Source organism: Luteimonas sp. FCS-9, assembly GCF_001014645.1.
Classification (GTDB): domain Bacteria; phylum Pseudomonadota; class Gammaproteobacteria; order Xanthomonadales; family Xanthomonadaceae; genus Luteimonas.
Map to the genome: position 1 here is coordinate 39873 of NZ_LASZ01000010.1, position 24056 is coordinate 63928.

The following is a 24056-nucleotide window of genomic DNA, read 5'->3' on the forward strand; positions in this document are numbered from 1 at the left end:
GTCGGGCGGCGCACGGTGGGGCCACGGAACTGCCGCTAGAATGGAAACCGCACGACAACCGGCCCCTGGGGGACCACGGATGCCCGCAGAGAAGACCACAGCCCGGAGCGGCGCCACGCCACAGCGCGCGGCCACGATCAACGACATCGCCCGCCTGGCGGGCGTGTCGAAGAAGACCGTCTCGCGCATCATCAACCACTCGCCTCTGGTGCGGCAGGACACGCGCGAGAAGGTCGAGGCGCTGATGCGCGAGGTCGGCTACGTGCCCGACCCGCTGGCGCGCGGCCTGGCGTTCCGGCGCTCGTTCCTGATCGGCATGGTCTACGACAACCCGACCGCGCAGTTCATCGTCAACATGCAGTACGGCGCGCTCGACACGCTGCGCGACTCGGGCTACGAGCTGGTCGTACACCCCTGCGACAGCCGCAGCCCGAACTACATCGACGGCGTGCGCCGCTTCGTGCAACAGCAGAAGCTGCACGGCGTGATGCTGGTGCCGCGCGTGTCCGAGGACCAGGCGCTGGCCGAGATGCTGGCCGAGATCGGCTGCCGCTACGTGCGCATCGCCGCGGTGTCGATGGACGCGCCCGAGCGCATGGTCGTCACCCACGACCACGACGGCGCGGCCGAGGTCGCCGACTACCTGCAGTCGCTGGGGCACCGCGACATCGCGATGATCACCGGGCCGCGCGACTACCGTTCCTCGATCGAGCGCTCGACCGGCTTCGTGTCCGGGCTCGAGCGCCGCGGCGTGGTGCTGCCCAAGGCCCGGATCGTCGAGGCGGGCTACACGTTCGAGTCGGGCGTGGCCGCGGCCGAGAAGCTGCTGGGCGCGAAGAAGCGCCCGACGGCGATCTTCTGCGGCAACGACGAGATGGCCGCCGGCGTCTATCGCGTGGCGATGCGCGCCGGCATCAGCATCCCGCGGCAGCTGTCGGTCGTGGGCTACGACGACAGCCCGCTGGCCTCGCGGCTGTGGCCGCCGCTGACCTCGGTGCGCCGCGACACCCGCGACACCGGCCGGATCTCGGCGGCGATGCTGCTGCAGCCCGAAGGCGCGCCGCGTCAGCTGGCGAGCGTGCGGCCGCACCTGGTGGTCCGCGACTCCTGCCAGCCGCCCGGCTAGGGCGCCATCCCGTGCCCGGGCGGATGCCGCGGGCGGGTGACGGCGGCGCCCCGGGGCGTGCGTCGGGGCCGGTGCCCGGCGCGCCTTTCGGGGCCGGACGCTTCCCAGACACGACATCGGACGCGCTGCCGAACCGGTTTGCGGCGGCGCGGTATGACACCGGTTACCGAAAGACCTAGAATGCCCGTTCCCGACGTACCGCCGCTCGGAGCCGCCATGTACCAGAAGACCTATCACGCCACCCATCCCGGGGTGATGCAGGGCATCGACAACGACGCGCTGCGCGATCTGTACCTGCTCGACGGTCTGTTCGCCGACGACGCGATCCGCCTGAGCTACACGCACTACGAGCGCTTCGTGATCGGCGGTGCGGCGCCCGTGTCGCAGTCGGTCGCGCTGCCGGTGCAGACCGAGCCGGCCTCGGCGGCGGGACGGCCGTTCCTGGAGCGCCGCGAACTGGGCGTGGTCAACGTCGGCGCCGGTCCCGGCACGGTAACCGTCGACGGGACCGCGTACGCGCTCGCGCCCAGGGACGGGCTGTACGTGCCGATGGGCAGCGCGGAGGTCGTGTTCGCGTCCGATGACGCCGCCACGCCGGCGAAGTTCTATCTGGCGTCCACGCCCGCGCACGCGCGCTTCGAGACGAAGAAGATCTCGATCGCCGACGCGGTGCCGCTCGAGCGCGGATCGCTTGCGACCAGCAACGAGCGCACGATCTACCAGTACATCGTGCCGGCGACGTGCGCGTCCTCGCAGCTGCTGCTGGGCCTGACGATCCTCAAGCCCGGCAGCGTCTGGAACACGATGCCGCCGCACCTGCACGACCGGCGCAGCGAGGTCTACTTCTACTTCGACCTGGGTGCCGACGAGCGCGTCTACCACTTCATGGGCGAGCCGCACGCGCAGCGCCACATCGTCGTCGCCGACGGCGAGGCGGTCGTGTCGCCGCCGTGGTCGATCCACATGGGCGCCGGCACCTCGAACTACTGCTTCATCTGGGCCATGGGCGGCGAGAACCTCGACTACACCGACATGCACGTGCTCGACATCTGCCAGCTCAAGTGACGTTTCCGCCGCGCCGCGCGCGGCATCCCGCCACCGCTCCACAGGAGAGTTCCACCATGACGAATCCGTTCAGCCTCGAAGGCAAGGTCGCGCTGGTCACCGGCGCCAACACCGGGCTGGGGCAGGGCATCGCGCTGGCGCTGGCGCAGGCCGGCGCCGACATCGCCGCGGCCGGCATCCAGCCGCCGAGCGAGACGCAGGCCAAGGTCGAGGCGCTGGGCCGGCGCTTCGTCGCCATCGAGGCGAACCTGATCAGCATCGAGCCGGTCGAGCGCGTGTTGCGCGAGACGCTCGATGGCTTGGGCCGCCTCGACGTGCTGGTCAACAACGCCGGCCTGATCCGCCGTGCCGACGCGGTCGATTTCAGCGAGCAGGACTGGGACGACGTGATGAACGTCAACATCAAGTCGGCGTTCTTCCTGTCGCAGGCCGTGGGCCGCCACTTCATCGCCAACGGCGGCGGCAAGATCATCAACATCGCCTCGATGCTGTCGTTCCAGGGCGGCATCCGCGTGCCGTCCTACACCGCCAGCAAGTCGGGCATCGCCGGCATCACCCGCCTGCTGGCCAACGAGTGGGCCGGCAAGGGCATCAACATCAATGCCATCGCCCCCGGCTACATGGCGACCGACAACACCGCGCAGCTGCGCGCCGACGAGGCCCGCAACCAGGCCATCCTCGAGCGCATCCCGGCCGGTCGCTGGGGCGAGCCGTCGGACCTGGGCGGCACGGCGGTGTTCCTCGCCAGCCGGGCCTCCGACTACGTCAACGGCGCGGTGATCCCGGTCGACGGCGGCTGGCTGGCGCGCTGATCCACGCCCGTTTTCCGGCGGGTCCGCCACGGCGGGCCCGCCGCGCTTCCCTTCGAACACGCAAGAGAGACACGCAATGAAAATCGCACTGATGCAGGAATTCAGCCAGGCCGCCAAGAACCCGGTCGTGCTGGAACAGCTCCAGACCGTTGCCGCCGATCGCGGCCACACGGTCTTCAACGTCGGCATGGACGGCGACAACGACCACCGCCTGACCTACATCCACCTGGGCATCTGCGCCGCGCTGCTGCTCAACGCCAAGGCCGTCGATTTCGTCGTCGCCGGCTGCGGCACGGGCCAGGGCGCGATGATGTCGCTCAATGCCTGGCCGGGTGTCTACTGCGGCTACTGCATCGAGCCGACCGACGCCTTCCTGTTCGCGCAGGTCAACAACGGCAACGCGCTGGCGCTGCCGTTCGCCAAGGGCTACGGCTGGGGCGCGGAAATCAACATCCGCTACATCTTCGAGAAGGCGTTCGACGGCGAGCGCGGACAGGGCTACCCGGCCGAGCGCAAGGAATCGCAGATGACCAACGCCGGCATCCTGGCCGACGTCAAGAAGGGCGCGTCGAAGGACTTCGTCGAAGGCCTCAAGGCGATCGACCAGGAACTCGTGAAGCAGGCCGTCGGCGGCGAGCGCTTCCAGAAGGCGTTCTTCGACAACGCCAAGGACGAGGCCATCGTCGCCTACGTCAAGGGCGTGCTGGGCCGGTAAGCCCCGCGCGACACCAACGCACGACGCAGGCCGCCGCCAGGGCGCGGCGGCCTGCGGTTCGTCCCCGATTTCCGGCGGAGCGCCCTCACGATGAAACGTCTGTTGTCGCTGCTGCTCCTGGGTGCTGCGGGCACCGCGCTCGCCGCGCCCCCCGCAGCGCATCGCATCTTCATCGCCGGCGATTCCACCGCGGCCACATACGGTCCCGAGCGCGCGCCGCAGGCAGGCTGGGGCCAGAAGCTGCCGGACTGGACCGCCGACGGCTGGGAAGTCCGCAACCACGCCGTGGGCGGGCGCAGCACGCGCAGTTTCATCGACGAAGGCCGGCTCGACGCGATCGCCCGCGAGATCGGCGCAGGCGACGTGCTGCTGATCCAGTTCGGCCACAACGACGCCAGGCGCGAGGACACTGCGCGCTACACCGATCCTGCGACCGACTACCCGCAACTGCTGCGGCGCTTCGTGGAGGTCGCGCGCACGCGCGGCGCCACGCCGGTTCTGATCACCCCGGCCGCCCGAATGCTCTACGACTTCCGTTCGCTGCTCGACACGCATGGCCGCTACACGCTGGCAATGCGGGACCTGGCGACCCGCGAGGGCGTGGCGCTGATCGATCTCGATGCCGCGTCCAGCGACTGGATCCGCGCGCATGGCGAGGACGGCGCCAAGCCCTATTTCATGTTGACGCAGGGCAAGGCCGACGGCACCCATTTCAGCGAGGCCGGTGCCGATGCCATCGCCTGCCTCGTCGCGGCCGGCTGGCGCGGCATCGATGCCGAGGCGCCGGTCAAGCCCGTGACCGCGGCCGAGTGCGAGGCATTGCCGGCACCGGCCGCAGCGGCGGTGTCGCCATCGGTCGTCGTGCAGGAGCGCCACATCGCGATCGAACAGCCCGGCCCGCACGACGGGCTCGGCACGACCACGGCGTATCCGTTCTTCGACGATGCCACCGGCCTGGACCTGGTGTTCCGCAAGCGCGCGCTGCATCCCGGCGCGACCATCGGCGACCACGTCAACGACAAGGACGAGATCTACTACGTGCTGTCGGGCCGCGGGCGACTGGTGCTCGGCGACACCGTGCGCGAGGTCGGCCCGGGCGATGCGATCCTGACCCGCGACGGCGACCGCCATGCGCTCGACCAGGTCGGCGACGAAGACCTGGTGATCTTCATCGTGTACCGGCCGGTGCGGCTGAGGGATTGCGGGGACAGGCCCGTGCCCCCACCCGACGCGCGTTGCGCGTCGACCTCCCCCGCGGGCGGGGGAGGTGGGATCGCGACAAGCTGAGTCGCCGCGCCGCTCCTTCCCCACGCTGCGCCGGCGGAGCCGGCGTCGCCCTCCTCGCGGGCGGGGGAGGTGAGATCGCGGCGCACCAAGTCGCCGCGCCGCTCCTTCCTCACGCTATGTCGGCGGTGCCGGCGTCGACTCTCCTCGCGAGCGGGGGAGTGAGATCGCGGGATGCTGAGTCGCCGCGCCGCGCCGCTCCTTCCCCCGTAGAACGGGGGAAGGCTGGGATGGGGGCGCCCTTCGCGTCAGCGTGTCGGCGCTGCGCGTGGCTCGGTGGGTTTCTCGGTGGGCGCGTCGGGCGGTGGTGTGCAGGCGGCGAGGCCGAGCAGCAGCGCCGTGACCCACATCGTCAGACGGAGGCGGCTCGCGGTCGGGGCAAAGCGGCGGAACGTCGGCATCGTGGCGGTCTCCCCGATGGCAGGCTCGGCGGTATCCTACGCGCAGTCGAATCGAGGACGTGTCGATGGATCCGCAGCGCTGGCGCCTGGACGGGCAACGTGCCCTGGTCACCGGTGGCAGTGCCGGCATCGGGCGGGCGATCGCGCGCGAGCTGGCGGGTTTCGGCGCCACGGTGCTGATCGTGGGCCGCAATGGCGACGCACTCGAGGCCACGCGCGAGGAACTGCTGGAAGAGTTTCCGCAGGCCGACGTCCGTGCGCTGATCGCCGACGTCGTCGACGAAGAGCAGCGCGGCGAGATCCTCGACTGGGTCGAGGACCAGGGCGAGGGGCTGAACATCCTCGTCAACAACGCCGGCGGCAACGTACCGCGCGCGGCGACCGAGTACGGCGAGGACGAGTGGCGCGAGATCTTCGAGATCAACGTGTTCAGCGCGTTCGAACTCACCCGCCTGGCGCACCCGCTGCTCACCCGCCACGCCAGTTCCAGCGTGGTCAACGTCGGTAGCGTCTCGGGCATCACCCACGTGCGCACCGGCGTGGTCTACGGCATGAGCAAGGCCGCGTTGCACCAGATGACGCGCAACCTCGCCGCCGAATGGGCCGAGGACGGCGTGCGCGTCAACGCGGTCGCGCCGTGGTACATCCGCACCCGGCGCACGTCCGGGCCGCTGGCCGATCCCGACTATCTCGACGAGGTGCTGTTGCGCACCCCGATGGGCCGCATCGGCGAGCCGGAGGAAGTGGCCGCGGCGGTTGCGTTCCTGTGCCTGCCGGCCGCCGGCTACATCACCGGCGAATGCATCGCCGTCGACGGCGGGTTCCTGCGCTACGGCTTCTGAGGCCCGGCGTATCGCGCGAGGCGGCGCGCCGGCGCCGCGGGCTGTGCTGCGGCGGCGCTCAGGTGGCGTCGGCCGCGCAGGTGCTGCCGTCGCGGAGCGCGCGCAGCCGTTCGTAGGCCTGCCGCAACGCGTCGGCGGTGGCGCGGTCGGCGTAGCGCCAGCGGAATTCCGCCTCGCGCAGCCGGGCGTCCCAGGCCTCGCACAGCGCGTCGGCAGCCACCGCCTCGCAGGTGTCCTCGACGCGTTCGCAGGCCTGGCCGGCGCCCATGCCGGGCAGGCCGCCGATGCCCACCGTCTGCATCGGCCGGCAGCGTGCGGGCGGCGCGGCCTCCTCGCGCCATGCGATGTGGCCGTCGTAGCTGCGGCAGGCGTACAGCGGGGGCGGCGGCGCGAGCATGGCCGAGGGATCGACGGACGGGGCGGCCGGCGCGTCGCGAGGGGCGCGCGGCGTCGTTGCGGGTGCCGGGCGGGTGGGCGCGACGTAGGCGGGCATCGGTGCCGCGATCTCGACGACCCGGCGCTGCTGTTGTTGCCCCGCCGCGCACGGCGTGCCGTTCTGGAACGTCACCGCGCCGTCGGCATCGGTGCAGCGGTAGATGACGGTGTCGGCGGCGGCCGCGCCGACGGCGAACGCCGCCAGCAGCGCCGTGGCCGCGGCGCGGGTGGCGTGCCCGCTCATCGCCCGCAGTCCTGGCCGAGGCGGGCGTTGATCGCGGTCTCCTCGCCGCGAAGTCGCGCGCGTTCGCTCGGCTGCGCGTTGAAGAACCGGCGCCGGATCTCCTCGCGGCGGTCGGCGAGCAGGCTGCAGACCTCCGCCTGCGGCAGTGGCCGGCAGTCGTCGCGGATCCAGGTGCCGGCGCCGCCGTAGCCGCCGCGCACCGGCCTGCGGGCGTCGATGTCGACATCCAGCCGGCCGCCGCCGGTCCCGGCCTCGACGCCGATCCGCGTCGACGGCCCCCGTCGCGGTGGTCCGTAGCCCATCGTCCACAGCGGCACCCAGCGCGGATTGCCCTCCGACGAATCGCTGGTGTATTGGCTGCCGTCCGGACGCACGCAGCGGTACATCGGCATCGGCGGGCGGACCACGACGACCTGCGGAGGCGGGGGCGCGGGTGCGGCTGCCGCGGTCGTCGCCGGCACCGCCGGTCGCGGCGCCGGCACCGCATCGACCGGGCGCGTCATCGTGCGCACCTCTTGGCGATGGCCGTCGGTGCACGGCGAGTCGCGCAGCGCGACCTGCCCGCGCGCATCGGTGCACCGGTACACGACGACGTCGTCGCGGGCGGCGGCCGGGGACGAGACGCCGGCGGCGCATGCGGTCAGGACGAGGAGGCTCGGGACGAGGCGCATGCCGCCATGATGCGACGCCGTGCCGGCGCGCGAAACCGCCCGCGGACGCGCGGTCTCTGCTGCGCTGCAGCATGTAATCGATTTCATGCGGTGTTAGCGTCCGCGCCACGCATGAATGGGCCTCGCGGATGGCTGGGGTGGAAAAGCGGATGCCGCGGCGCCGAGGGGGCGGCGAATCGCTGGATCGGACGTGCCGCCGCGGGCGGCGCGCCGCACTGCGCGTGGCCGGGCGACAGGCGCCCGATCGCGGGGCCGCCGGCCGATGGACGCGCCTGTGCGGTGGGATTACGATGCGCGCCGGATCGTGACCCACGTCCGCCTTCCGGGATCCGGCGAGCGGGCGAATGCCGCGGTCTCCGGCGTTCGCCGCGACGCGCCCCAGCGCGCCCCGTGGCCTGCGCGATCGGTGGAGACCGATCCGGCCTGGAGCGGATGCGGACACGCATCGGCGCTCTTTCCCGCGACGTCCTGGAGTCTGGCGCGTCGGCGTCGTCCGGTCCGCAACGCCCGCTGCCGCGCGCAGCGCACGTCCGGTCGCCGGCCCGCCGATGGTCCGGGCCGTTTCCCGTTTCCGCATGCACCGGTCCCGCACCGGCGCATGCCTGCGCACGGACTCGCCGTTCCGCTGTCTCGTCCCACGTCGCTGTCCTGTTCTTTCCTACTACCGAAAAAGCCCCTGGAGGGGATGTCATGAACGCTACCCGTTCGCCGCACGCTCCCAAACCCGCCCTGCTGGCCTGCGCGCTGGCCGGCTGCCTGGCCGTCGCCGCGCCCGCCTTCGCACAGTCCACCAGCGCCACGCTGCGCGGCCAGGTGACCACGCAGGCCGGTGCCGAGGCCGGCGCCACGGTGACCGCGACCAACGTCGCCACCGGCGCGGTGCGCCGCGTGCAGACCAACGCCAACGGCGCCTACACGCTCGCCGGCCTGCCGCCGGGCACCTACCGTGTCGAGGCCGGCGGCCAGAGCGAGACCGTCACCGTGTCGGTGGCCTCGTCCGTGACGCTCGATCTCGTCGGCGCGGCCGCGCAGGCCCCGGCCAGCGGCGAGGTCACCGACATCGGCGGCGTGACCGTCACCGCGCCGGCGCTGCGCGAAGTGCGCACGCCCGAGGTCGGCAACACGATCTCGCTGCGCCAGATCCAGCAGCTGCCGCAGGCCACGCGCAACTTCCTCGAGTTCGCCGACACCGTGCCGGGCATGCAGTTCAAGATCGACGCCCAGGGGCGCGCGACGCTGCGCGCCGGCGCGACCAACACCAGCTCGTCGAATCTCTACATCGACGGCGTGAGCCAGAAGAGCTACGTGCAGCAGGGCGGCGTCGCCGGCCAGAACGAGAGTCCCGGCAACCCGTTCCCGCAGCTGGCGATCGGCGAGTACAAGGTCATCACCTCCAACTACAAGGCCGAGTACGGCCAGGTCAGCGGCGCGGCGATCACCGCGGCCACGCGCTCGGGCACCAACGAGTTCGAAGGCGAGATGTTCTACCGCTTCACCAACGAGCGCATGCGCGCAAAGCGTCCCGACGAGGCCGACAAGGACGACTCGCAGGTCAAGGAATACGGCTTCGCGTTCGGCGGTCCGATCGTCGAGGACCGCATGCACTTCTTCGTCGCCTACGAGGGCAAGGAGAACGTCTACGCGCGCTCGGTGCAGCCCGACGCGGCATCCGGCGACGCCTACCTGCGCCTGCCCGAGAACCTGCGCAGCTACTACGGTGCGACCACGCTGCCGTTCGAGGAGGACCTGTACTTCGCCAAGCTCAGCTGGGACATCGGCGACAACGACCGCCTGGAGCTGAGCGGCCAATACCGCGACGAGGACGTGGTCGGCAACGTCGGCGGCGTCAGCACGCCCGAGCACGGCGATGCGCGCATCAACGAGGACAAGCGCGTCAACCTCAAGTGGATGCACTACGGCCAGAGCTTCTACAACGAGCTGACCGTCAGCCAGCAGGATTCGCAGAATTCCAGGCTGCCGGTCTCCTACGGCAACGGCATCAGCTACAAGGTCATCAACCGCATCCCGACGGTGCAGGAAGCCACGCTGCTGCAGGTCGGTCCGGCCAGCGGCTTCAGCCAGCAGGCGCAGCGCCAGAAGGGCTGGTCGCTGCAGAACGACCTGACCTTCAACAGCTTCGAATTCAAGGGCGAGCACACCATCAAGGTGGGCGTGAACTACCGCGACATCGACCTGGAATCGAGCGACGGCGTGGCGGTCAATCCGCAGTTCGAATGGGAGGTCGACGCGGCGACCGGCCAACTCGCCACGCAGCCCTATCGTGTGGTGTTCATCGCGCCGTTCGAGACGCCCGGGCTGACGCCGGTCGTGCAGACCTCGGCCAAGCAGTACGGGTTCTACATCCAGGACGACTGGCAGGTGAACGACCACCTGATGCTGAACTTCGGCGTGCGCTGGGACTACGAGGACGTGCCGGCCTACACCGATCACGTGACGCCGCAGGCGTTCGTCGACGCGCTCTACGCCGCCGATCCGCAGAACCCCGGCCAGCGCTGGGTCGACCGCTGGATCAACGGCGGCATCAATGCGATCAACCCGCTCGACTACATCAGCACCGGCGGCAACCGCGAGAACTTCAAGGACGCCTGGGCCCCGCGCGTGGGGTTCTCCTACGACCTGGGCGCCGACGAGCGCCACGTGATCCACGGCGGCGCCGGCCGGTCCTACGACCGCAACCTGTTCCGCGATCTCGCGTTCGAGCGCCACAAGGGCTCGATCTCGCAGGTGCGCCTGGAGTTCGCCGATCCGGCGACCGGCCAGTGCCTCACGCTCTCCGGACCGTCCTGCGTGGCGTGGGATCCGGCGTTCACGGGCGGCTCGGAGGTGCTGGCCGGGATCGGCGGCGCCCGCAACGCGGCCGAGGCGTACCTGCTCAACAACGACCTCAAGACGCCCTATACCGACCAGTTCAGCCTGGGCATGAGCAACCAGGTGGGCGAGTGGCTGACCGACGTCACCGTGCAGCGCATCCTCGCCCGCGACGGGTTCGGCTACACATTGGGCAACCGCTATCCCGACGGCGACTTCTTCGGCGAGACGGGTGGCCCGCCGTGGGGGGCGTCCGACCGCGTGCCGACCGGCTTCGGCGGCGTGATCCTGGGCGACAACGGCGTCGAGCAGCGCAGCACGCAGATCCTGCTGTCGGCTGACAAGCCGTACACGAAGGCATCGGGCTGGGGCGCCAACATCGCCTACACCCACACCCAGGCGCGCCAGAACAGCCGCAACAACGACAGCCAGTTCGACTACTTCGACAAGGCGCGGCTGCAGTACTTCCCGTTCGTGAAGTCGAGCAACCAGCCCAAGCACCGCCTGTCGGCCTCGGCCTCGGTCGACGGGCCGTGGGGCGTGACCTACGGCGCCAAGCTCGTGCTCGAGACCCCCAATCCGATCAACACCGTGGCCTGCTACGGCGCGGACGGCTGGGACGGTTCGACCTGCCAGCTCGTCGGCTTCGTGCCGCCGGGCAATGGCAGGTTCCTGGTCGGTGGCGACATCTTCAGCTACCGCACCGTGGACCTGCAGGCGACCAAGGAGTTCGTGCTGGCCGGCGACACGCGCCTGACCGCGCGCGTCAACCTGCTCAACGCGTTCAACTTCAAGAACTTCGACAGCTACGTCTACGGCGGTCCGGACGGCGCCAACAACTACTTCGGCCAGGACGGCCAGCTCGACACCGGCTACGTGTCGGTCAACCGCAACGCCGGGGTCTTCTACTTCCCGCGCACGCTGACCGTGGAGCTGGGCCTGAAGTTCTGAGGCGGGCTGCATCGACGCAACGGACAACGGGGCCTTCGGGCCCCGTTCTTCGTTGCGGCGTGGCGTCGGGCCCCTGCGCGGCCGCGTCGCCGGGCGTGCGGGCCCGGCCGATCAGATCGCGTCGAGCGCCGACCGCGCGATCTCTCCGCCGGCCTGCCGGCGCAGCATGCGGGCGATGCTTGCGGCCGCGTCGCGGCCCTCCTGCACGGCGGTGACGACCAGGTCGGCGCCGCGCACCGCGTCGCCGCCGGCGAACACCCGGTCGTGCGCGGTCTGGTACGGCAGCCGGCGCTCGCCGCCGACGCGGATGCGGCCGTTGCCGGTGCCCTGCGCCTCGATGCCGTGCGGGTCGAGCCAGGCCGGCACCACCGGCGAGAAACCGAATGCGATGATGACCACGTCGGCCTCGAGCGTCGACTCGCTGCCCGCGACCGGCACCGCCGCGCGGCGGCCGTTCGCGTCCGGTTCGCCGAGCCGGGTCTCGATCATGCGCACGCCGGCCGCGTGCCCGGCCGCGTCGGCCTCGATCGCCAGCGGCTGGCGGTTGAACAGGAACCGCACGCCTTCCTCGCGCGCGTTGGCGACCTCGCGCGCCGAGCCGGGCATGTTGGCTTCGTCCCGGCGATAGGCGCAGGTCACGCTGGCCGCGGCCAGGCGGATGGCCGAGCGCACGCAGTCCATGCCGGTGTCGCCGCCGCCGAGCACGACCACGCGCTTGCCGGCAAGCTTCGGCAGCGTCAGCGTGTCCTCCCAGCCGGCGATCGGCCGGCCCCAGGTGTCGCCGCCGGTGACGATGCGGCCGTTGTGCACGAGGAACGGCAGCGCCGGCAGCACGCCGGGCAGGTCCTGGCCGGCCAAGCCGCCATCGGTGTAGCGGTAGGCGCCGGTGCCCAGGAACACCGCGTCGAAGTCTTCCAGCAGCGCGGCGAGCGCGACGTCGCGCCCGACCTCGACGCCGAGCCGGAACGTCACGCCCATGCCTTCGAGCACCTCGCGTCGCCGGGCGATGACCGCCTTGTCGAGCTTGAAGCTGGGGATGCCGAACTGCAGCAGCCCGCCGATCTGCTCGTAGCGGTCGAACACGACCGCGCCGATGCCCGCGCGCACCAGCCGGTCGGCGCAGGCCAGGCCGGCGGGGCCGGCACCGATCACCGCGACGCGGCGCCCGGTGGCCACGACCTTCGACAGGTCCGGCCGCCAGCCCTGCGCGAACGCGGTGTCGACGATGTACTTCTCGACCGCGCCGATCGTCACCGCGCCGAAACCGTCCTCCAGCGTGCACGCGCCCTCGCACAGCCGGTCCTGCGGGCACACGCGGCCGCACATCTCCGGCAGCGGGTTGGTCTCGTGGCACAGCGCCGCGGCCTCGTGCACGCGCCCTTCCTGCACCAGCTTGAGCCAGTTGGGGATGTAGTTGTGCACCGGGCACTTGGCCTCGCAGTACGGGTTGCCGCAGTCCAGGCAGCGGTCGGCCTGGTGCTCGGCTTCCGATGGCCCGAAGCCGCCGTAGAGCTCGTTCCAGTCGCCCGCCGTGCGCAGCGCCAGCGGCACCCGCGCCGGCATCTCGCGCGGTTCCTCGAGGAAGCGGAAGATGTCGTGTTTCATCGCAAATCTCCCCTGTAGGAGCGGCGCTTGTGCTGGCATCCCCTGTTCGGGGACGCGCGAAGAAGCTCTACCGGTAAAGCCCGATCGCGCGCAAGCGCGCTCCTACAGAAGCGGATCGTCCTCACGCGGCGCGCCTCAGGTCCTCGGCCAGCGCCGCCAGGCTCGCGGCCTTGGGCTTGACCAGCCAGAACTTGCCGACGAAGTCGCGGAACTCGTCGAGGATGCGCGCGCTCCAGGCGCTGCCGGTCAGCCGGGCATGGGCCTCGATCAGGTCGCGCAGGTGCGAGCGGTAGTTGTCGAAGGCTTCGGGGGTGACGCGCAGGATGTCGATCAGCTCGTGGTTGTAGCGGTCGACGAAATCGCGGTCGAGGTCGAGCACGTAGGCGATGCCGCCGGTGAAGCCGGCGCCGAAGTTCAGGCCGGTGCGGCCCAGCACCGCGACCGCGCCGCCGGTCATGTACTCGCAGCAGTGGTCGCCGGCGCCTTCGATCACCGCGACCGCGCCGGAGTTGCGCACGCCGAAGCGCTCGCCCGCGCGGCCCGCGGCGTACAGCTCGCCCCCGGTCGCGCCGTACAGGCAGGTGTTGCCCAGGATCGGCGTGAGCCGCGACTCGAACGCGCTGCCGGCCGGCGGGCGCAGCACGATGCGGCCGCCGGCCATGCCCTTGCCGACGTAGTCGTTGGCCTCGCCCTCGAGCTCGAGGTGCAGGCCGCCGGCGTTGAACGCGCCCAGGCTCTGGCCCGCGGTGCCGCGCAGGCGCAGCGTCAGCGGCCTGTCGGCCATGCCGGTGTTGCCGTGCACCCGCGCGATCGCGCCCGACAGGCGCGTGCCGATGCTGCGGTCGGTGTTGCGGATCTCGAAGTCGTGGGTGCCGCCGTCGCCGCGCTCGATCGCCTTCGACACGCGCGCATCGAGCGCGGCGGCCAGGCCGTCGGGCGGCGCCTGCAGCGCCGGCGCGCCGCAGTAGGCCAGCGGCTTGTCGGGATCGCGGCGCAGCAGCATCGACAGGTCGATGTCGACGTGGTCGCGCGTGCGCCGCAGATGCTGCTCGAGCAGATCGGTGCGGCCGACGATCTCGTCGAGCGAGCGCGCGCCCAGCGCCGCCAGATGCTCGCGCACGTCCTCGGCGACGTTGCGGAAGAACGCCTCGACGCGCTCGGGCAGGCCCTTGTAGTGGTGCTCGCGCAGGCGCGGGTCCTGCGTCGCCACGCCGGTGGCGCAGTTGTTGAGGTGGCAGATGCGCAGGTACTTGCAGCCCAGCGCGATCATCGGCGCGGTGCCGAAGCCGAACGTGTCGGCGCCCAGCAGCGCGGCCTTGACCACGTCCAGGCCGGTCTTGAGCCCGCCGTCGGTCTGCAGCAGCACGCGGTCGCGCATGTCGTTGAACTGCAGCGCCTGGCGCGCCTCCGACAGGCCCAGCTCCCACGGCGCGCCGGCGTAGCGGATCGAGCCCAGCGGGCTGGCGCCGGTGCCGCCGTCGTGGCCGGAGATCGTGATCAGGTCGGCGCCGGCCTTGACCACGCCGGCGGCGATCGTGCCGACCCCCGCGTGGCTGACCAGCTTGACCGAGATCAGCGCCTGCGGGTTGACCTGGCGCAGGTCGAAGATCAGCTGCGCCAGGTCCTCGATCGAGTAGATGTCGTGGTGCGGCGGCGGCGAGATCAGGCCGATGCCCGGCTTGGCGTAACGCAGCCGCGCGATCAGCGCGTCGACCTTGCTGCCCGGTAGCTGGCCGCCTTCGCCGGGCTTGGCGCCCTGGGCGACCTTGATCTGCAGCACCTCGGCGTTGATCAGGTACTCGGGGGTCACGCCGAAGCGGCCCGAGGCGATCTGCTTGATCTTGCTGCGCCGCTCGCTGCCGTAGCGCGCCGGGTCCTCGCCGCCCTCGCCGGAGTTGCTGCGCCCGCCGAGCCGGTTCATCGCGATCGCCAGCGCCTCGTGCGCCTCGGGCGAAAGCGCGCCCAGGCTCATCGCCGCCGAGTCGAACCGGCGCACGATCGCCGAGACCGGCTCGACCTCATCAATCGGCACCGGCGCAGCCGCGGCGCGCGGTCGCAGCAGGTCGCGCAGCGCGGCCGGCGGCCGGGTGTCGACGAAGCCCGAGTAGCGGCGCCAGTCCTCGCGCGCGCCGGTGACCACCGCGCGCTGCAGCGCCTGCACCACGTCGGGATTGAACTGGTGGTACTCGCCGCCGTGCACGTAGTGCAGCAGGCCGCCGGGCTCGGGCAGCGCGGTGTCGTCCCAGCCCTGCGCGGCGAGCGCCCGGGCGTCGGCCTCGAGGCGTGCGAAGCCGGCGCCGCCGATGCGGGACGGCGTGCCCTCGAAACACAGCGCGACGACCTCGGCGTCGAGGCCGACGATCTCGAACAGCTGCGCGCCGCGGTAGCTGGCGATGCTGCCGATGCCCATCTTCGACAGGATCTTCAGCAGGCCCTTGCGCACGCCGCGGCGGTAGCTGCGGCCCAGCTGCAGCATCTCGTCGCCGGCCTGGGTCGGGATCACCCCGCGCCGGCCCAGCGCGTGCAGCGTCTGGTAGGCGAGATAGGGATAGACCGCGGTCGCGCCGTAGCCGATCAGGCAGGCGACGTGGTGCGGGTCGCGCGCGGTGCCGGTCTCCACGACCAGGTTCGCGTCGCAGCGCAGGCCGGCGCGCACCAGGTGCAGGTGGATCGCGCCGGTCGCCAGCAGCGCATGCACCGGCGCGGTGCCGCGCCTGGGATAGCGGTCGCTCAGCAGCAGGATCTCCACGCCCTCGCGCACCGCGGCCTCGGCCTCGGCGCACAGCCGGCGCAGCGCGGCCTCCAGCGTCTCGTCCTGCCCGAAGTACAAGTGCAGCAGCCGGTTGGCCTGCTCGAAGCGCGGCAGCGCGAGCAACTGCCGCAGCTTGCGCTGCGAGAGCACGGGCGAGTTCAGCAGCACGTGGTGCACGTTCTCGGCGCGGTCGAGGAACAGGTTGCCCTCGCGCCCGATCTGCGTGGCCAGGGTCATGACCCCGCCCTCGCGCAGCGGGTCGATCGGCGGGTTGGTGACCTGCGCGAACGCCTGCCGGAAGCCGTCGTAGAGCGGGCGCACGCGCTGGCTGATCGCCGCCATCGGCACGTCGTCGCCCATCGAGCCGATGCCTTCCTGCTCGGTCTGCGCCAGCGGCCGCAGCACCGATTCCTGTTCCTCGCGGGTGAGCTGGAACAGCTTCTGGAACGCGAGCAGGGTGTCGGCCGGGAAGGGTTCTGCGGCCAGCGCCGGGTCGATCAGCTCGGTGTGCAGGTAGCTCATGCCGCGCTTGAGCCACTGCTTGTACGGCGCGCGCGCGCGGTTGACCGCGTCGATCGCGTCGTTGTCGAGCAGCGTGCCGGCGGCCAGATCGATCGCGATCATCTCGCCCGGCCCGAGCTTGCCCTTGGCCTTGACCCGCTCGGGCGCGACGTCCCACACGCCGGTCTCGGAGGCGATCACGAAGATGCCGTCGTTGGACAGCGTCCAGCGCGCCGGGCGCAGGCCGTTGCGGTCGAGCGTGCAGGCCGCGTGCCGGCCGTCGCACATCACCACACCGGCCGGACCGTCCCAGGGTTCGGAATTGATCGCGTAGTACTCGTAGAACGCGGCGAGGTCGGCGTCCTTGTACTCCAGCGACTGGGTCGCCGGCGGCATCAGGATGCGCATGGCCTGCAGCAGGTCCATGCCGCCGAGCAGCAGCCACTCAAGCATGTTGTCGAGCGTCTGCGAATCGGAGCCGTGCATCGTGACCGGCGCGTCGAACTCGCCGATGTCGAGCAAGGGCGATGCCCACACGCCGCGGCGCGCCTGCGCCCAGCGCCGGTTGCCCTCGATGCTGTTGATCTCGCCGTTGTGCGCCAGCCGGCGGAACGGATGCGCCAGCGGCCAGCGCGGCAGCGTGTTGGTCGAGAAGCGCTGGTGGAACACCACCGTGACCGCGGCCAGGTCCGGCCGTGCGAGGTCGGGGAACAGCTGCGTGAGATGGCTCGGCAGCACCATGCCCTTGTAGCCGAGCAGGCCGGGGGTCAGGCCGACGACGTAGAAGTCCTCCACCTCGCGCAGCGCCTGCTCGGCGCGCCGGCGCGCCAGGTACAGCGCGCGCTCGAATGCCGGCGCATCGTCGCCGTCGGCCTCGACGAACACCTGCTCCACGCGCGGCCGCGACGACAGCGCCAGGCGGCCGAGCGCGGCGGTGTCGAGCGGCACCTCGCGCCAGCCCAGGGTGCGCACGCCCAGCGCCCCCAGGCGCGTGGACAGGACCTCGCGGCATCGCGCGGCGGCCGCCGCGTCGTGCGGCAGGAACACCATGCCGGCCGCAACGCGCGAGGCGGCGGCCGGGAACCCGGATTCGGCGGCGAGCGTGCGCACGAAGGCCTCGACGCCGACCAGCATCACGCCGCAACCGTCGCCCGACAGGCCGTCGGCCGCGATGCCGCCGCGGTGCGCCATGCGCGCGAGCGCCTGCAGCGCGCCGTCGACGATCTCGCGCGAGCCGGCGCCACCGATCCGTGAGATCAGGCCGAAGCCGCAGGCATCGCGTTCGTCGGCGGGGTCGTAAAGACCCCGAGCCGGGGGGAGGTCCCGCATCGTCGTCATCGCCGTCCGGTCAAGGGAGCAGGGCCGGCGCGGGGATCGGAGCGCGGGGGGGACTGCATCGCAACGCGTCCACGCCGGGCAGCCGAATAGAGCACAGTTTGTGCAGTGCGGCAACACGCCGCGCCGCGGATCCGGGACGTTTCCGATGCAACCATCGGCGCGGGCGCAGCCGCCCGGGAACCGGCGGTGGGTGGGCCTTCAGCCGCGCAGCACGCGGCCCGTCGCGGCGTCGCGGATCGTCGACGGCTCGCGCCGCGCGCCGGTCTCGCCGGCCGCCACGCCGTCGATGCGGGCCAGCAGCCGCGGGTCGAGCGCGTCGGCCGCGTGCACCGCCGGCTCGCCCGACAGGTTCGCGCTGGTCGACACCAGCGGCCCGCCGAACGCCGCGCACAGCGCGACGACGCCGGGGTGCGCGCTGACCCGCACCGCGATGCCTGCGTGGGCGCCGGTCAGCCAGCCGGGCACCGTCGGCAGCGCCGGCACGATCCAGGTATTGGGCCCCGGCCACGAGCCCAGCACCGCATCGCGATGCCCGGCGTCGAGGCCGGCCCAGTCGACGATGCCGGCGAGCTGCGCGGGCGTACCGGCGACCAGGATCACGCCCTTGTCGACCGGCCGCCGCTTGATGTCGAGCAGGCGGTGGACCGCGCCGGCGTCGAAGGGGTCGCAGCCCAGGCCCCACACGCCCTCGGTCGGGTAGGCGACGACGCCGCCGCGCGCGAGCACGGCGGCCGCGGCGGCGGTGTCCAGGCGCGCGGAGGCGGCCATGCGCGACGCGGCGGGCGCGTCAGAACGGTGCGGCGTCGTCGGCCGCGGCCTTGACCACGCGCTTCTTGCCGGGCGCGACCTTGGCTGGCGTCAGCAGCGACTTCGCAGGCTCGGGCGCGGCGACCGTCCGCTTGGCGACCTTCCTGGTCGCTTTCTTCGCGGTCTTGCTGGCGGCCTTCTTCGCAGGCGCCTTCTTCGCGGTGGTCTTCTTCTCGGCCGGCGCTTTCTTCGCAGCGACCTTCTTGGCCGCGGCCTTCTTCGCGCCGAAGCCCTTGCGCACCGGCTTGCCGGTCTCCTCGAGCAGCTTCGTCACCTCGTCGAACGTCAGCGACGCGGGCTCGCGGTCCTTCGGGATCTTGCCGTTGAGCTTGCCGTCGCTGATGTAAGGCCCGAAGCGCCCGTTGAGCACCTGGATGTCGCTGCCGTCGAAGGACTTGATGATCCGGTTGCGCGCGATCTCCTCCTTCTCCTCGACCAGGAACACCGCGCGCGCCAGGTCGATCTTGTACGGGTCGTCCTCCTTCTTCAGCGAGGCGTATGTGCTGCCGCGCTTGGCGAACGGCCCGAAGCGGCCGATGCCGACGCTGACCTGCTCGCCCTTGTCCTCGCCGAGGATGCGCGGCATCAGGAACAGCTCGAGCGCCTGCTCCAGCGTGATCGTGTGCATGCTCTGGCCGGGACGCAGCGACGCGAACTTGGGCTTCTCCTCGGCGTCCTCGGCGGTGCTGCCGATCGCCGCGTACGGCCCGAAGCGGCCCAGCCGCACGCTGACCGGCTTGCCGGTCTTGGGGTCGGTGCCCAGCTCGCGCGCGCCGGTGGCCTCGGTGCGGTCGACCGACTCGGTCTTCTCGGCGACCAGTTCCTTGAACGGGCCCCAGAACTTCTCCATCAGCGGGATCCAGTCCTCCTCGCCGCGGCTGACCGCGTCCAGGTCGTCCTCCAGCCGCGCGGTGAAGTCGTAGTCCACGTAGCGGGTGAAGTGGCTCGACAGGAACTTCGACACCGCGCGGCCGACGTCGCTGGGCCGGAAGCTGCGGCCCTCCATCTCGACGTACTTGCGGAACAGCAGCGTCTGGATGATCGAGGCGTAGGTCGACGGCCGGCCGATGCCGTACTCCTCGAGCGCCTTGACCAGCGCGGCCTCGGTGAAGCGTGGCGGCGGCTGGGTGAAGTGCTGCTCGGCGATGATGCGGTCCAGCGGCACGCGGTCGCCGGGCTTCATCTGCGGCAGCTTGCGGCCTTCGTCCTCGTCGTCCTTGCCCTTGGTGTCCTTGCCTTCCTCGTACACGGCCAGGAAGCCCGGCACGACGACGGTGGTGCCGCTGGCGCGGAAGCTGTGCTCGCTGCCGGCGGCCAGGTCGACCGACACGGTGTTGAGCGTGGCCGGGATCATCTGCGAGGCGACGGCGCGCTTCCAGATCAGTTCGTACAGGCGGCGCTCGTCGTCGGTGAGAAAGCGCGCGACCTGCGCGGGCGTGCGCAGCGCGGACGTCGGACGCACCGCCTCGTGCGCTTCCTGGGCGTTCTTGGACTTGGTGGTGTAGACGTTGGGCTTGTCCGGCAGCGAGGACGTGCCGTAGTCCCGCGCGATGACGTCGCGGATCTCGCCCAGGGCGTCCTGCGACAGGCTCACCGAGTCGGTACGCATGTAGGTGATCAGGCCGACCGTGCCTTCGTCGCCGATCGCCACGCCCTCGTAGAGCTTCTGCGCGACCTGCATGGTCTTGCGCGTGGTGAAGCCGAGCTTGCGTGCGCCTTCCTGCTGCAGCGTCGACGTGGTGAACGGCGCGGCCGGGCGACGCTTGCGCTCCTTGGCGCCGACGTCGGTGACGTGCAGCGCACCCTGGGCGGCGGCCTGGATGCGTGCGCGTGCGGCCTCGGCGGTGTCGCCGTCGGTGACGGTGAACTGCTCGAACTTCTGCCCATCGAGCTTGGTGAGGCGTGCGTTGAACGGCTGCGAGGGGTGGGCGAGGGCGGCCTCGATCGACCAGTACTCGCGCGCGATGAAGGCCTCGATCTCCTCCTCGCGCTCGACGATCATGCGCAGCGCCGGCGACTGCACGCGACCGGCCGACAGCCCGCGCTGCACCTTGCGCCACAGCACCGGCGACAGGTTGAAGCCGACGAGGTAGTCGAGCGCGCGACGCGCCTGCTGGGCATCGACCAGGTCGGACGCGATCGCGCGCGGCTTCTGGATGGCCTCCTTGATCGCGCGCGGCGTGATCTCGGTGAACACCACGCGCTGCAGGTTCTTGTCCTCGAGCAGGCCGCGCTCCTTCAGGATCTCGGCGATGTGCCAGCTGATCGCCTCGCCTTCGCGGTCCGGGTCGGTCGCCAGGAAGATGTCGTCGACACCCCGGGCCGCCTTGGCGATCGCCTCGACGTGCTTCTCGTTCTTGTCGATCAGGTCGTAGCGCATCGCGAAGTTCTGCGCCGGGTCGACCGCGCCTTCCTTCGGGATCAGGTCGCGCACGTGGCCGTAGGACGCCAGGACATGGAAGTCCTTGCCGAGGTACTTGTTGATCGTCTTGGCCTTGGCGGGCGACTCGACGATGAGGAGGTGTTTGGCCATGGTGGGCGACATCCGTGGGCGCGCCGCCAGCGCGGCGGCCCGAAAGTGTGAAGACGACGCCGCCCGGGGACGGGCCCCGGGCGGTCGGTTGCTTTTATAGTGGAATCACGGCCGGGCAGGCCTGTCAAGCACCGGCGGTGCGGGGGTTCACATGGCAGCGAAGCCGATGGCCGCCAGGACGACGAGCAGGGCCAGGCCGAACAGCGCGCCGAAGATCGCCAGCACGACGACCGTCACCGTGCCGAGCTCGCGCCGCTGCAGCTCGGGCCGGTCGGTGAACGCCCATTTGTCGACCACGAGCGTGTCGCAGACCATGTCGTGCAGCGCCTGCTTGCGCTGGGTGAAGCCGGCCATCAGGAAGCCGATCATCAGGATCATCGCGCTGAGCACCGTCGCGAAGTAGCGGCCGATGCCGCGCAGCAGCGAGATGCGCTCGCCGCTGGTGCGCACGACCTTGATGCCGACGGCCATCTTGCCCGGCGTGGCCATCGCGTTGGACGCGTGGAACCAGGCGTAGTAGACGGCGGTGACCGCGAGCGAGAGCAGGTTGGCGAGGATCTGGATCAGCGCGAAGCCGAGATCCCCGGCCACGCCGCTGACGGACAGGATGCCGCCGATGAACCCGCCGACGATGACGGCGACCAGCATGCTGGCCATGCCGACGACCATGGCGTCGATGAAGTAGGCCGCCAGGCGTTTCCAGAAGCCCGCGTAGACCACCTCGCCGCCGTGCACCACGGTGTCGGCGCGGGCCAGCGGTGCGGTCGGCGGTGCGTACGGCGAAGCCTCCGACGCGCCCGCTGCGGGGACCGCGGCGACGGCGCTTTCGGTGACCGGGCGCCAGGCGTCGCCGGGCGCGGGCGGCGCGTCGTCGGCCCCCGGCGGGGGCGTGGGTGCCAGCGCCTCGAGCGTCCACTCCGACGCCGCCGGGGCGGTGGCCCCCGCGCCGTCGAGTTCGCCGCGCACCGCATCGAGCGTGACCCACTCGGCCAATCCGTCGCGCCACACCAGCGTCCGGTCGTCGATGCGGCCCGCTTGGGACAGGCGCAGCAACTCGGCGGCCGGGATCGGCCCCTGGCGGGTGTGCGTGGCGTCGGCGTAGTACCAGTCGGTCATCGGTGGAAATCCTGTGCGGGGAGCGGGCGCCGGGTGCGGCGGTGGGGGGCGGGAGGTGCGGTGCGACGGCCGGCAGCGGAGGCGCGGCGGTACGGGCGCGTCGGGCAGGCGATCGCGCACGCGCCCACGGCGGCGCCGGCCCCGATGGGCCGGCCCGCGGACGTGGTGCGGCATGCGAACCGGTTCATCCCTGCGCCCCTGCAACCCGGCAGGCGACGGCCCCGCCGGCCCCTGCGCGACCGCGCGCCGGTGTCGTGGCGTTCATGCTAACCCGCCGGACGCGGGTTCGTCCCCGTCGCGGGGCCGGATCGGTGCGGTGCGTGTGCCGCCGCGGCACGCGGCCGTGGCGGTCGTCCCTGCGGTCAGTGCACCGGTTCGGGCTCGTCGACGAACATCTGCGTCTCCATCCAGGCGTAAGCCGCCTCGCTGCCTGGCTGGTTGAACAGCACCATCAGCACGACCCATTTCAGGTCGTCGAGGTCGAGCTCGTCCTGGTCGAGCGCCATCACGCGGTCGAGCACCAGCTCCCGCTGGTCGGCGTCGAGCACGCCGTGCTGCTCGAGGAACAGCAGGAAGCCGCGGCACTCGACATCGAGACGGTCGAGCTCGGGCGCGGAGTACACGCGGGTCGGCCCGTTCGCGCGGACCTCGGAAACGGCCGGGCGCTGGTCGGCCAGCGCGTCGAGCCAGTCGAAGGCCTTGCTGGTCTCCGCCGGGCTGAACCCGGCCTGCAGCAGGCCGCTCTGCAGCGAATCGCGGTCGCGGACCAGGTCCGCGTCCTCGGTGAAGTAGTGCTCGAACAGGTAGAGCAGGACATCCAGGATGCTTTCTTTCATTTCCCCCGGCCTGCGTCCCCAAGGACGCGTGATTCAGGACTTTCGGCAATAGCGACCGTGCGCGACGTCGATGCGTCCATCCAGCTCCATGGCCAGGAGCATGGCCGACGCACGGGCGACCGTCAATCCGGTGCGGGCGATCAGTTCATCCATACCGCTTGGGTCGTGGCCCAGCGCCTGCCACAAGCGGTTGTAGTCGGGATCGGCGGACGATGCGGACGGGACGGCGGTTGCCCCGTCCTCCTGCCCGCCCTGGATGGGGGCGGCCAGGCGCCCGCGCAAGGCGTCGGCCAGGCCGGCGGCGGCCGGGCCCAGCGCGGCGGCCGCCTCGTCGGGGGATTCGACCAGCATCGCCCCGTCGCGCAGCAGGCGGTGGCAGCCGCGGGCCATCGGGTTGCGGATCGAGCCGGGGACCGCGAACACCTCGCGGCCGGCTTCGCCGGCGAGCCGGGCGGTGATCAGCGCGCCCGACCGGTAGGCGGCCTCGACCACCAGCGTGCCGAGCGCGAGCCCGGCGACGATGCGGTTGCGGCTGGGGAACTGCGCGCGGCGCGCCGGGGTCCCGGGCGGATATTCGCTGACCACGGCCCCCTCGGCGGCGATGCGCGCGTACAGGCCGGCATTGCAGCGCGGGTAGGGCACGTCGATGCCGCTGCCCAGCACCGCGACCGTGATGCCGCCAGCCTCGAGTGCGCCCAGGTGCGCGGCGGCGTCGATCCCGCCGGCGAGGCCGCTGAACACCGCCAGGCCCTGCGCGGCGAACCGCCGGGCGAAGCCGGTCGCGCTCGCCAGGCCGCCGGCGGTCGGGGCCCGGCTGCCGACCACGGCGACCCCCGCACGCCACAGCAGCAGCGGGTCGCCGTCGACGAACAGCGCCAGCGGCGGGCCGGACATGCGCCGCAGCAGGGCCGGGTAGTCGGGGTCGTGCCAGCCCACGAGGTGGCGCCCGGGCGCGGCGGCCAGCCAGGCCTGCGAGCGGTGGCGTGCCGGATCGGGCGCGCGCAGCGCCGCGCGCTGCGTCGCGTCGAGGCCGGCCTCGCGCCAGGCGTCGTGGCCGGCGGCCAGCGCGGCGGCCGGGCCGGGATGGCGTTCGAGCAGGCGGCGCCGCGGCGCCAGCGGGCCGGCGGCGTGGACGAGGCGCAGCAGGGCGTCGAGGTCGGTCTGGGCGGTGTCGGGCATTCCGCGAGGCTAGG

General features: G+C 71.7%; 16 protein-coding genes and 1 pseudogene. 7 read left to right on the forward strand and 10 right to left on the reverse strand.

Features of this window, described 5'->3' with window-relative positions:
- Positions 1-79 precede the first annotated feature (79 nt).
- The 5 genes and pseudogenes from WQ56_RS10275 to WQ56_RS10295 form a co-directional block, all read left to right on the forward strand.
- Positions 80-1126, forward strand: a complete 1047-nt coding sequence (locus tag WQ56_RS10275) for a LacI family DNA-binding transcriptional regulator (RefSeq protein WP_047137022.1) — start codon at positions 80-82, stop codon at positions 1124-1126.
- Between the two features lie 216 nt (positions 1127-1342).
- Positions 1343-2191 (forward strand): 5-dehydro-4-deoxy-D-glucuronate isomerase, encoded by an 849-nt coding sequence (kduI, locus tag WQ56_RS10280; RefSeq protein WP_047137023.1) that lies wholly within the window; start codon positions 1343-1345, stop codon positions 2189-2191.
- A gap of 56 nt (positions 2192-2247) precedes the next feature.
- A complete protein-coding gene (gene kduD, locus WQ56_RS10285; protein WP_047137024.1) occupies positions 2248-3003 on the forward strand; it encodes a 2-dehydro-3-deoxy-D-gluconate 5-dehydrogenase KduD in 756 nt (251 codons plus the stop codon).
- Positions 3004-3079: 76 nt separating this feature from the next.
- On the forward strand, positions 3080-3718 hold the full coding sequence (locus tag WQ56_RS10290) for an RpiB/LacA/LacB family sugar-phosphate isomerase (RefSeq protein WP_047137025.1): 639 nt from the start codon (positions 3080-3082) through the stop codon (positions 3716-3718).
- Positions 3719-3808: 90 nt separating this feature from the next.
- A pseudogene (locus tag WQ56_RS10295) lies at positions 3809-4909 on the forward strand (GDSL-type esterase/lipase family protein); the annotation flags it as partial.
- Between the two features lie 341 nt (positions 4910-5250).
- Here the strand turns inward: WQ56_RS10295 and WQ56_RS18685 are convergent.
- Entirely contained in the window at positions 5251-5403 is a 153-nt protein-coding gene (locus WQ56_RS18685) for a hypothetical protein (protein WP_156170501.1), read from the reverse strand.
- Positions 5404-5468: 65 nt separating this feature from the next.
- Between WQ56_RS18685 and WQ56_RS10300 the strand changes: the two genes are divergently transcribed.
- Positions 5469-6245, forward strand: a complete 777-nt coding sequence (locus WQ56_RS10300; RefSeq protein WP_047137026.1) for an SDR family oxidoreductase — start codon at positions 5469-5471, stop codon at positions 6243-6245.
- Between the two features lie 58 nt (positions 6246-6303).
- On the opposite strand, the gene WQ56_RS10305 is transcribed toward WQ56_RS10300, so the two are convergent.
- Together WQ56_RS10305 and WQ56_RS10310 are read right to left on the reverse strand one after the other, a co-directional pair.
- Positions 6304-6924 carry a hypothetical protein gene (locus WQ56_RS10305; protein WP_047137027.1) on the reverse strand — a complete coding sequence of 207 codons (621 nt, stop codon included), beginning with the start codon at positions 6922-6924 and terminating at the stop codon, positions 6304-6306.
- On the reverse strand, positions 6921-7595 hold the full coding sequence (locus WQ56_RS10310) for a DUF4124 domain-containing protein (protein ID WP_047137028.1): 675 nt from the start codon (positions 7593-7595) through the stop codon (positions 6921-6923). Before WQ56_RS10310 ends, WQ56_RS10305 begins: the two co-directional genes overlap by 4 nt.
- A gap of 690 nt (positions 7596-8285) precedes the next feature.
- Here WQ56_RS10310 and WQ56_RS10315 point away from each other — a divergent pair.
- Positions 8286-11375: a TonB-dependent receptor gene (locus WQ56_RS10315; protein ID WP_047137029.1), complete on the forward strand. Its 3090-nt coding sequence runs from the start codon at positions 8286-8288 to the stop codon at positions 11373-11375.
- A 111-nt stretch (positions 11376-11486) separates the two neighbouring features.
- Here the strand turns inward: WQ56_RS10315 and WQ56_RS10320 are convergent, their stop codons facing one another.
- The 7 genes from WQ56_RS10320 to dprA form a co-directional block, all read right to left on the reverse strand.
- Positions 11487-12980 carry an FAD-dependent oxidoreductase gene (locus WQ56_RS10320; protein WP_047137030.1) on the reverse strand — a complete coding sequence of 498 codons (1494 nt, stop codon included), beginning with the start codon at positions 12978-12980 and terminating at the stop codon, positions 11487-11489.
- Between the two features lie 121 nt (positions 12981-13101).
- Entirely contained in the window at positions 13102-17562 is a 4461-nt protein-coding gene (gene gltB / locus WQ56_RS10325) for a glutamate synthase large subunit (protein ID WP_082132343.1), read from the reverse strand.
- A gap of 207 nt (positions 17563-17769) precedes the next feature.
- Positions 17770-18339, reverse strand: coding sequence for a Sua5/YciO/YrdC/YwlC family protein (locus WQ56_RS10330; protein WP_047137032.1), 570 nt, complete (start codon positions 18337-18339; stop codon positions 17770-17772).
- A 19-nt stretch (positions 18340-18358) separates the two neighbouring features.
- Positions 18359-20911, reverse strand: a complete 2553-nt coding sequence (locus WQ56_RS10335) for a DNA topoisomerase I (RefSeq protein WP_047137101.1) — start codon at positions 20909-20911, stop codon at positions 18359-18361.
- Between the two features lie 147 nt (positions 20912-21058).
- Positions 21059-22027 (reverse strand): RDD family protein, encoded by a 969-nt coding sequence (locus WQ56_RS10340; RefSeq protein WP_047137033.1) that lies wholly within the window; start codon positions 22025-22027, stop codon positions 21059-21061.
- A gap of 362 nt (positions 22028-22389) precedes the next feature.
- The gene (locus tag WQ56_RS10345; RefSeq protein WP_047137034.1) at positions 22390-22863 is read right to left on the reverse strand and encodes a DUF494 family protein; all 474 of its coding nucleotides are present in this window, start codon (positions 22861-22863) and stop codon (positions 22390-22392) included.
- 33 nt (positions 22864-22896) lie between these two features.
- Entirely contained in the window at positions 22897-24042 is a 1146-nt protein-coding gene (gene dprA, locus WQ56_RS10350) for a DNA-processing protein DprA (protein WP_047137035.1), read from the reverse strand.
- Positions 24043-24056 lie beyond the last annotated feature (14 nt).

Excerpts from the sequence above, each read along its gene's own strand:
- WQ56_RS10310 (WP_047137028.1), bottom strand. The coding sequence starts at position 7,595 with ATGCGCCTCGTCCCGAGCCTCCTCGTCCTGACCGCATGCGCCGCCGGC.
- WQ56_RS10345 (WP_047137034.1), bottom strand. The coding sequence starts at position 22,863 with ATGAAAGAAAGCATCCTGGATGTCCTGCTCTACCTGTTCGAGCACTAC.
- WQ56_RS10320 (WP_047137030.1), bottom strand. The coding sequence starts at position 12,980 with ATGAAACACGACATCTTCCGCTTCCTCGAGGAACCGCGCGAGATGCCG.
- WQ56_RS10300 (WP_047137026.1), top strand. The coding sequence starts at position 5,469 with ATGGATCCGCAGCGCTGGCGCCTGGACGGGCAACGTGCCCTGGTCACC.
- WQ56_RS10335 (WP_047137101.1), bottom strand. The coding sequence starts at position 20,911 with ATGGCCAAACACCTCCTCATCGTCGAGTCGCCCGCCAAGGCCAAGACG.
- WQ56_RS10305 (WP_047137027.1), bottom strand. The coding sequence starts at position 6,924 with ATGAGCGGGCACGCCACCCGCGCCGCGGCCACGGCGCTGCTGGCGGCG.
- WQ56_RS10330 (WP_047137032.1), bottom strand. The coding sequence starts at position 18,339 with ATGGCCGCCTCCGCGCGCCTGGACACCGCCGCCGCGGCCGCCGTGCTC.
- WQ56_RS18685 (WP_156170501.1), bottom strand. The coding sequence starts at position 5,403 with ATGCCGACGTTCCGCCGCTTTGCCCCGACCGCGAGCCGCCTCCGTCTG.
- WQ56_RS10275 (WP_047137022.1), top strand. The coding sequence starts at position 80 with ATGCCCGCAGAGAAGACCACAGCCCGGAGCGGCGCCACGCCACAGCGC.
- gltB (WP_082132343.1), bottom strand. The coding sequence starts at position 17,562 with ATGCGGGACCTCCCCCCGGCTCGGGGTCTTTACGACCCCGCCGACGAA.
- kduD (WP_047137024.1), top strand. The coding sequence starts at position 2,248 with ATGACGAATCCGTTCAGCCTCGAAGGCAAGGTCGCGCTGGTCACCGGC.
- WQ56_RS10290 (WP_047137025.1), top strand. The coding sequence starts at position 3,080 with ATGAAAATCGCACTGATGCAGGAATTCAGCCAGGCCGCCAAGAACCCG.
- WQ56_RS10315 (WP_047137029.1), top strand. The coding sequence starts at position 8,286 with ATGAACGCTACCCGTTCGCCGCACGCTCCCAAACCCGCCCTGCTGGCC.
- dprA (WP_047137035.1), bottom strand. The coding sequence starts at position 24,042 with ATGCCCGACACCGCCCAGACCGACCTCGACGCCCTGCTGCGCCTCGTC.
- WQ56_RS10340 (WP_047137033.1), bottom strand. The coding sequence starts at position 22,027 with ATGACCGACTGGTACTACGCCGACGCCACGCACACCCGCCAGGGGCCG.
- kduI (WP_047137023.1), top strand. The coding sequence starts at position 1,343 with ATGTACCAGAAGACCTATCACGCCACCCATCCCGGGGTGATGCAGGGC.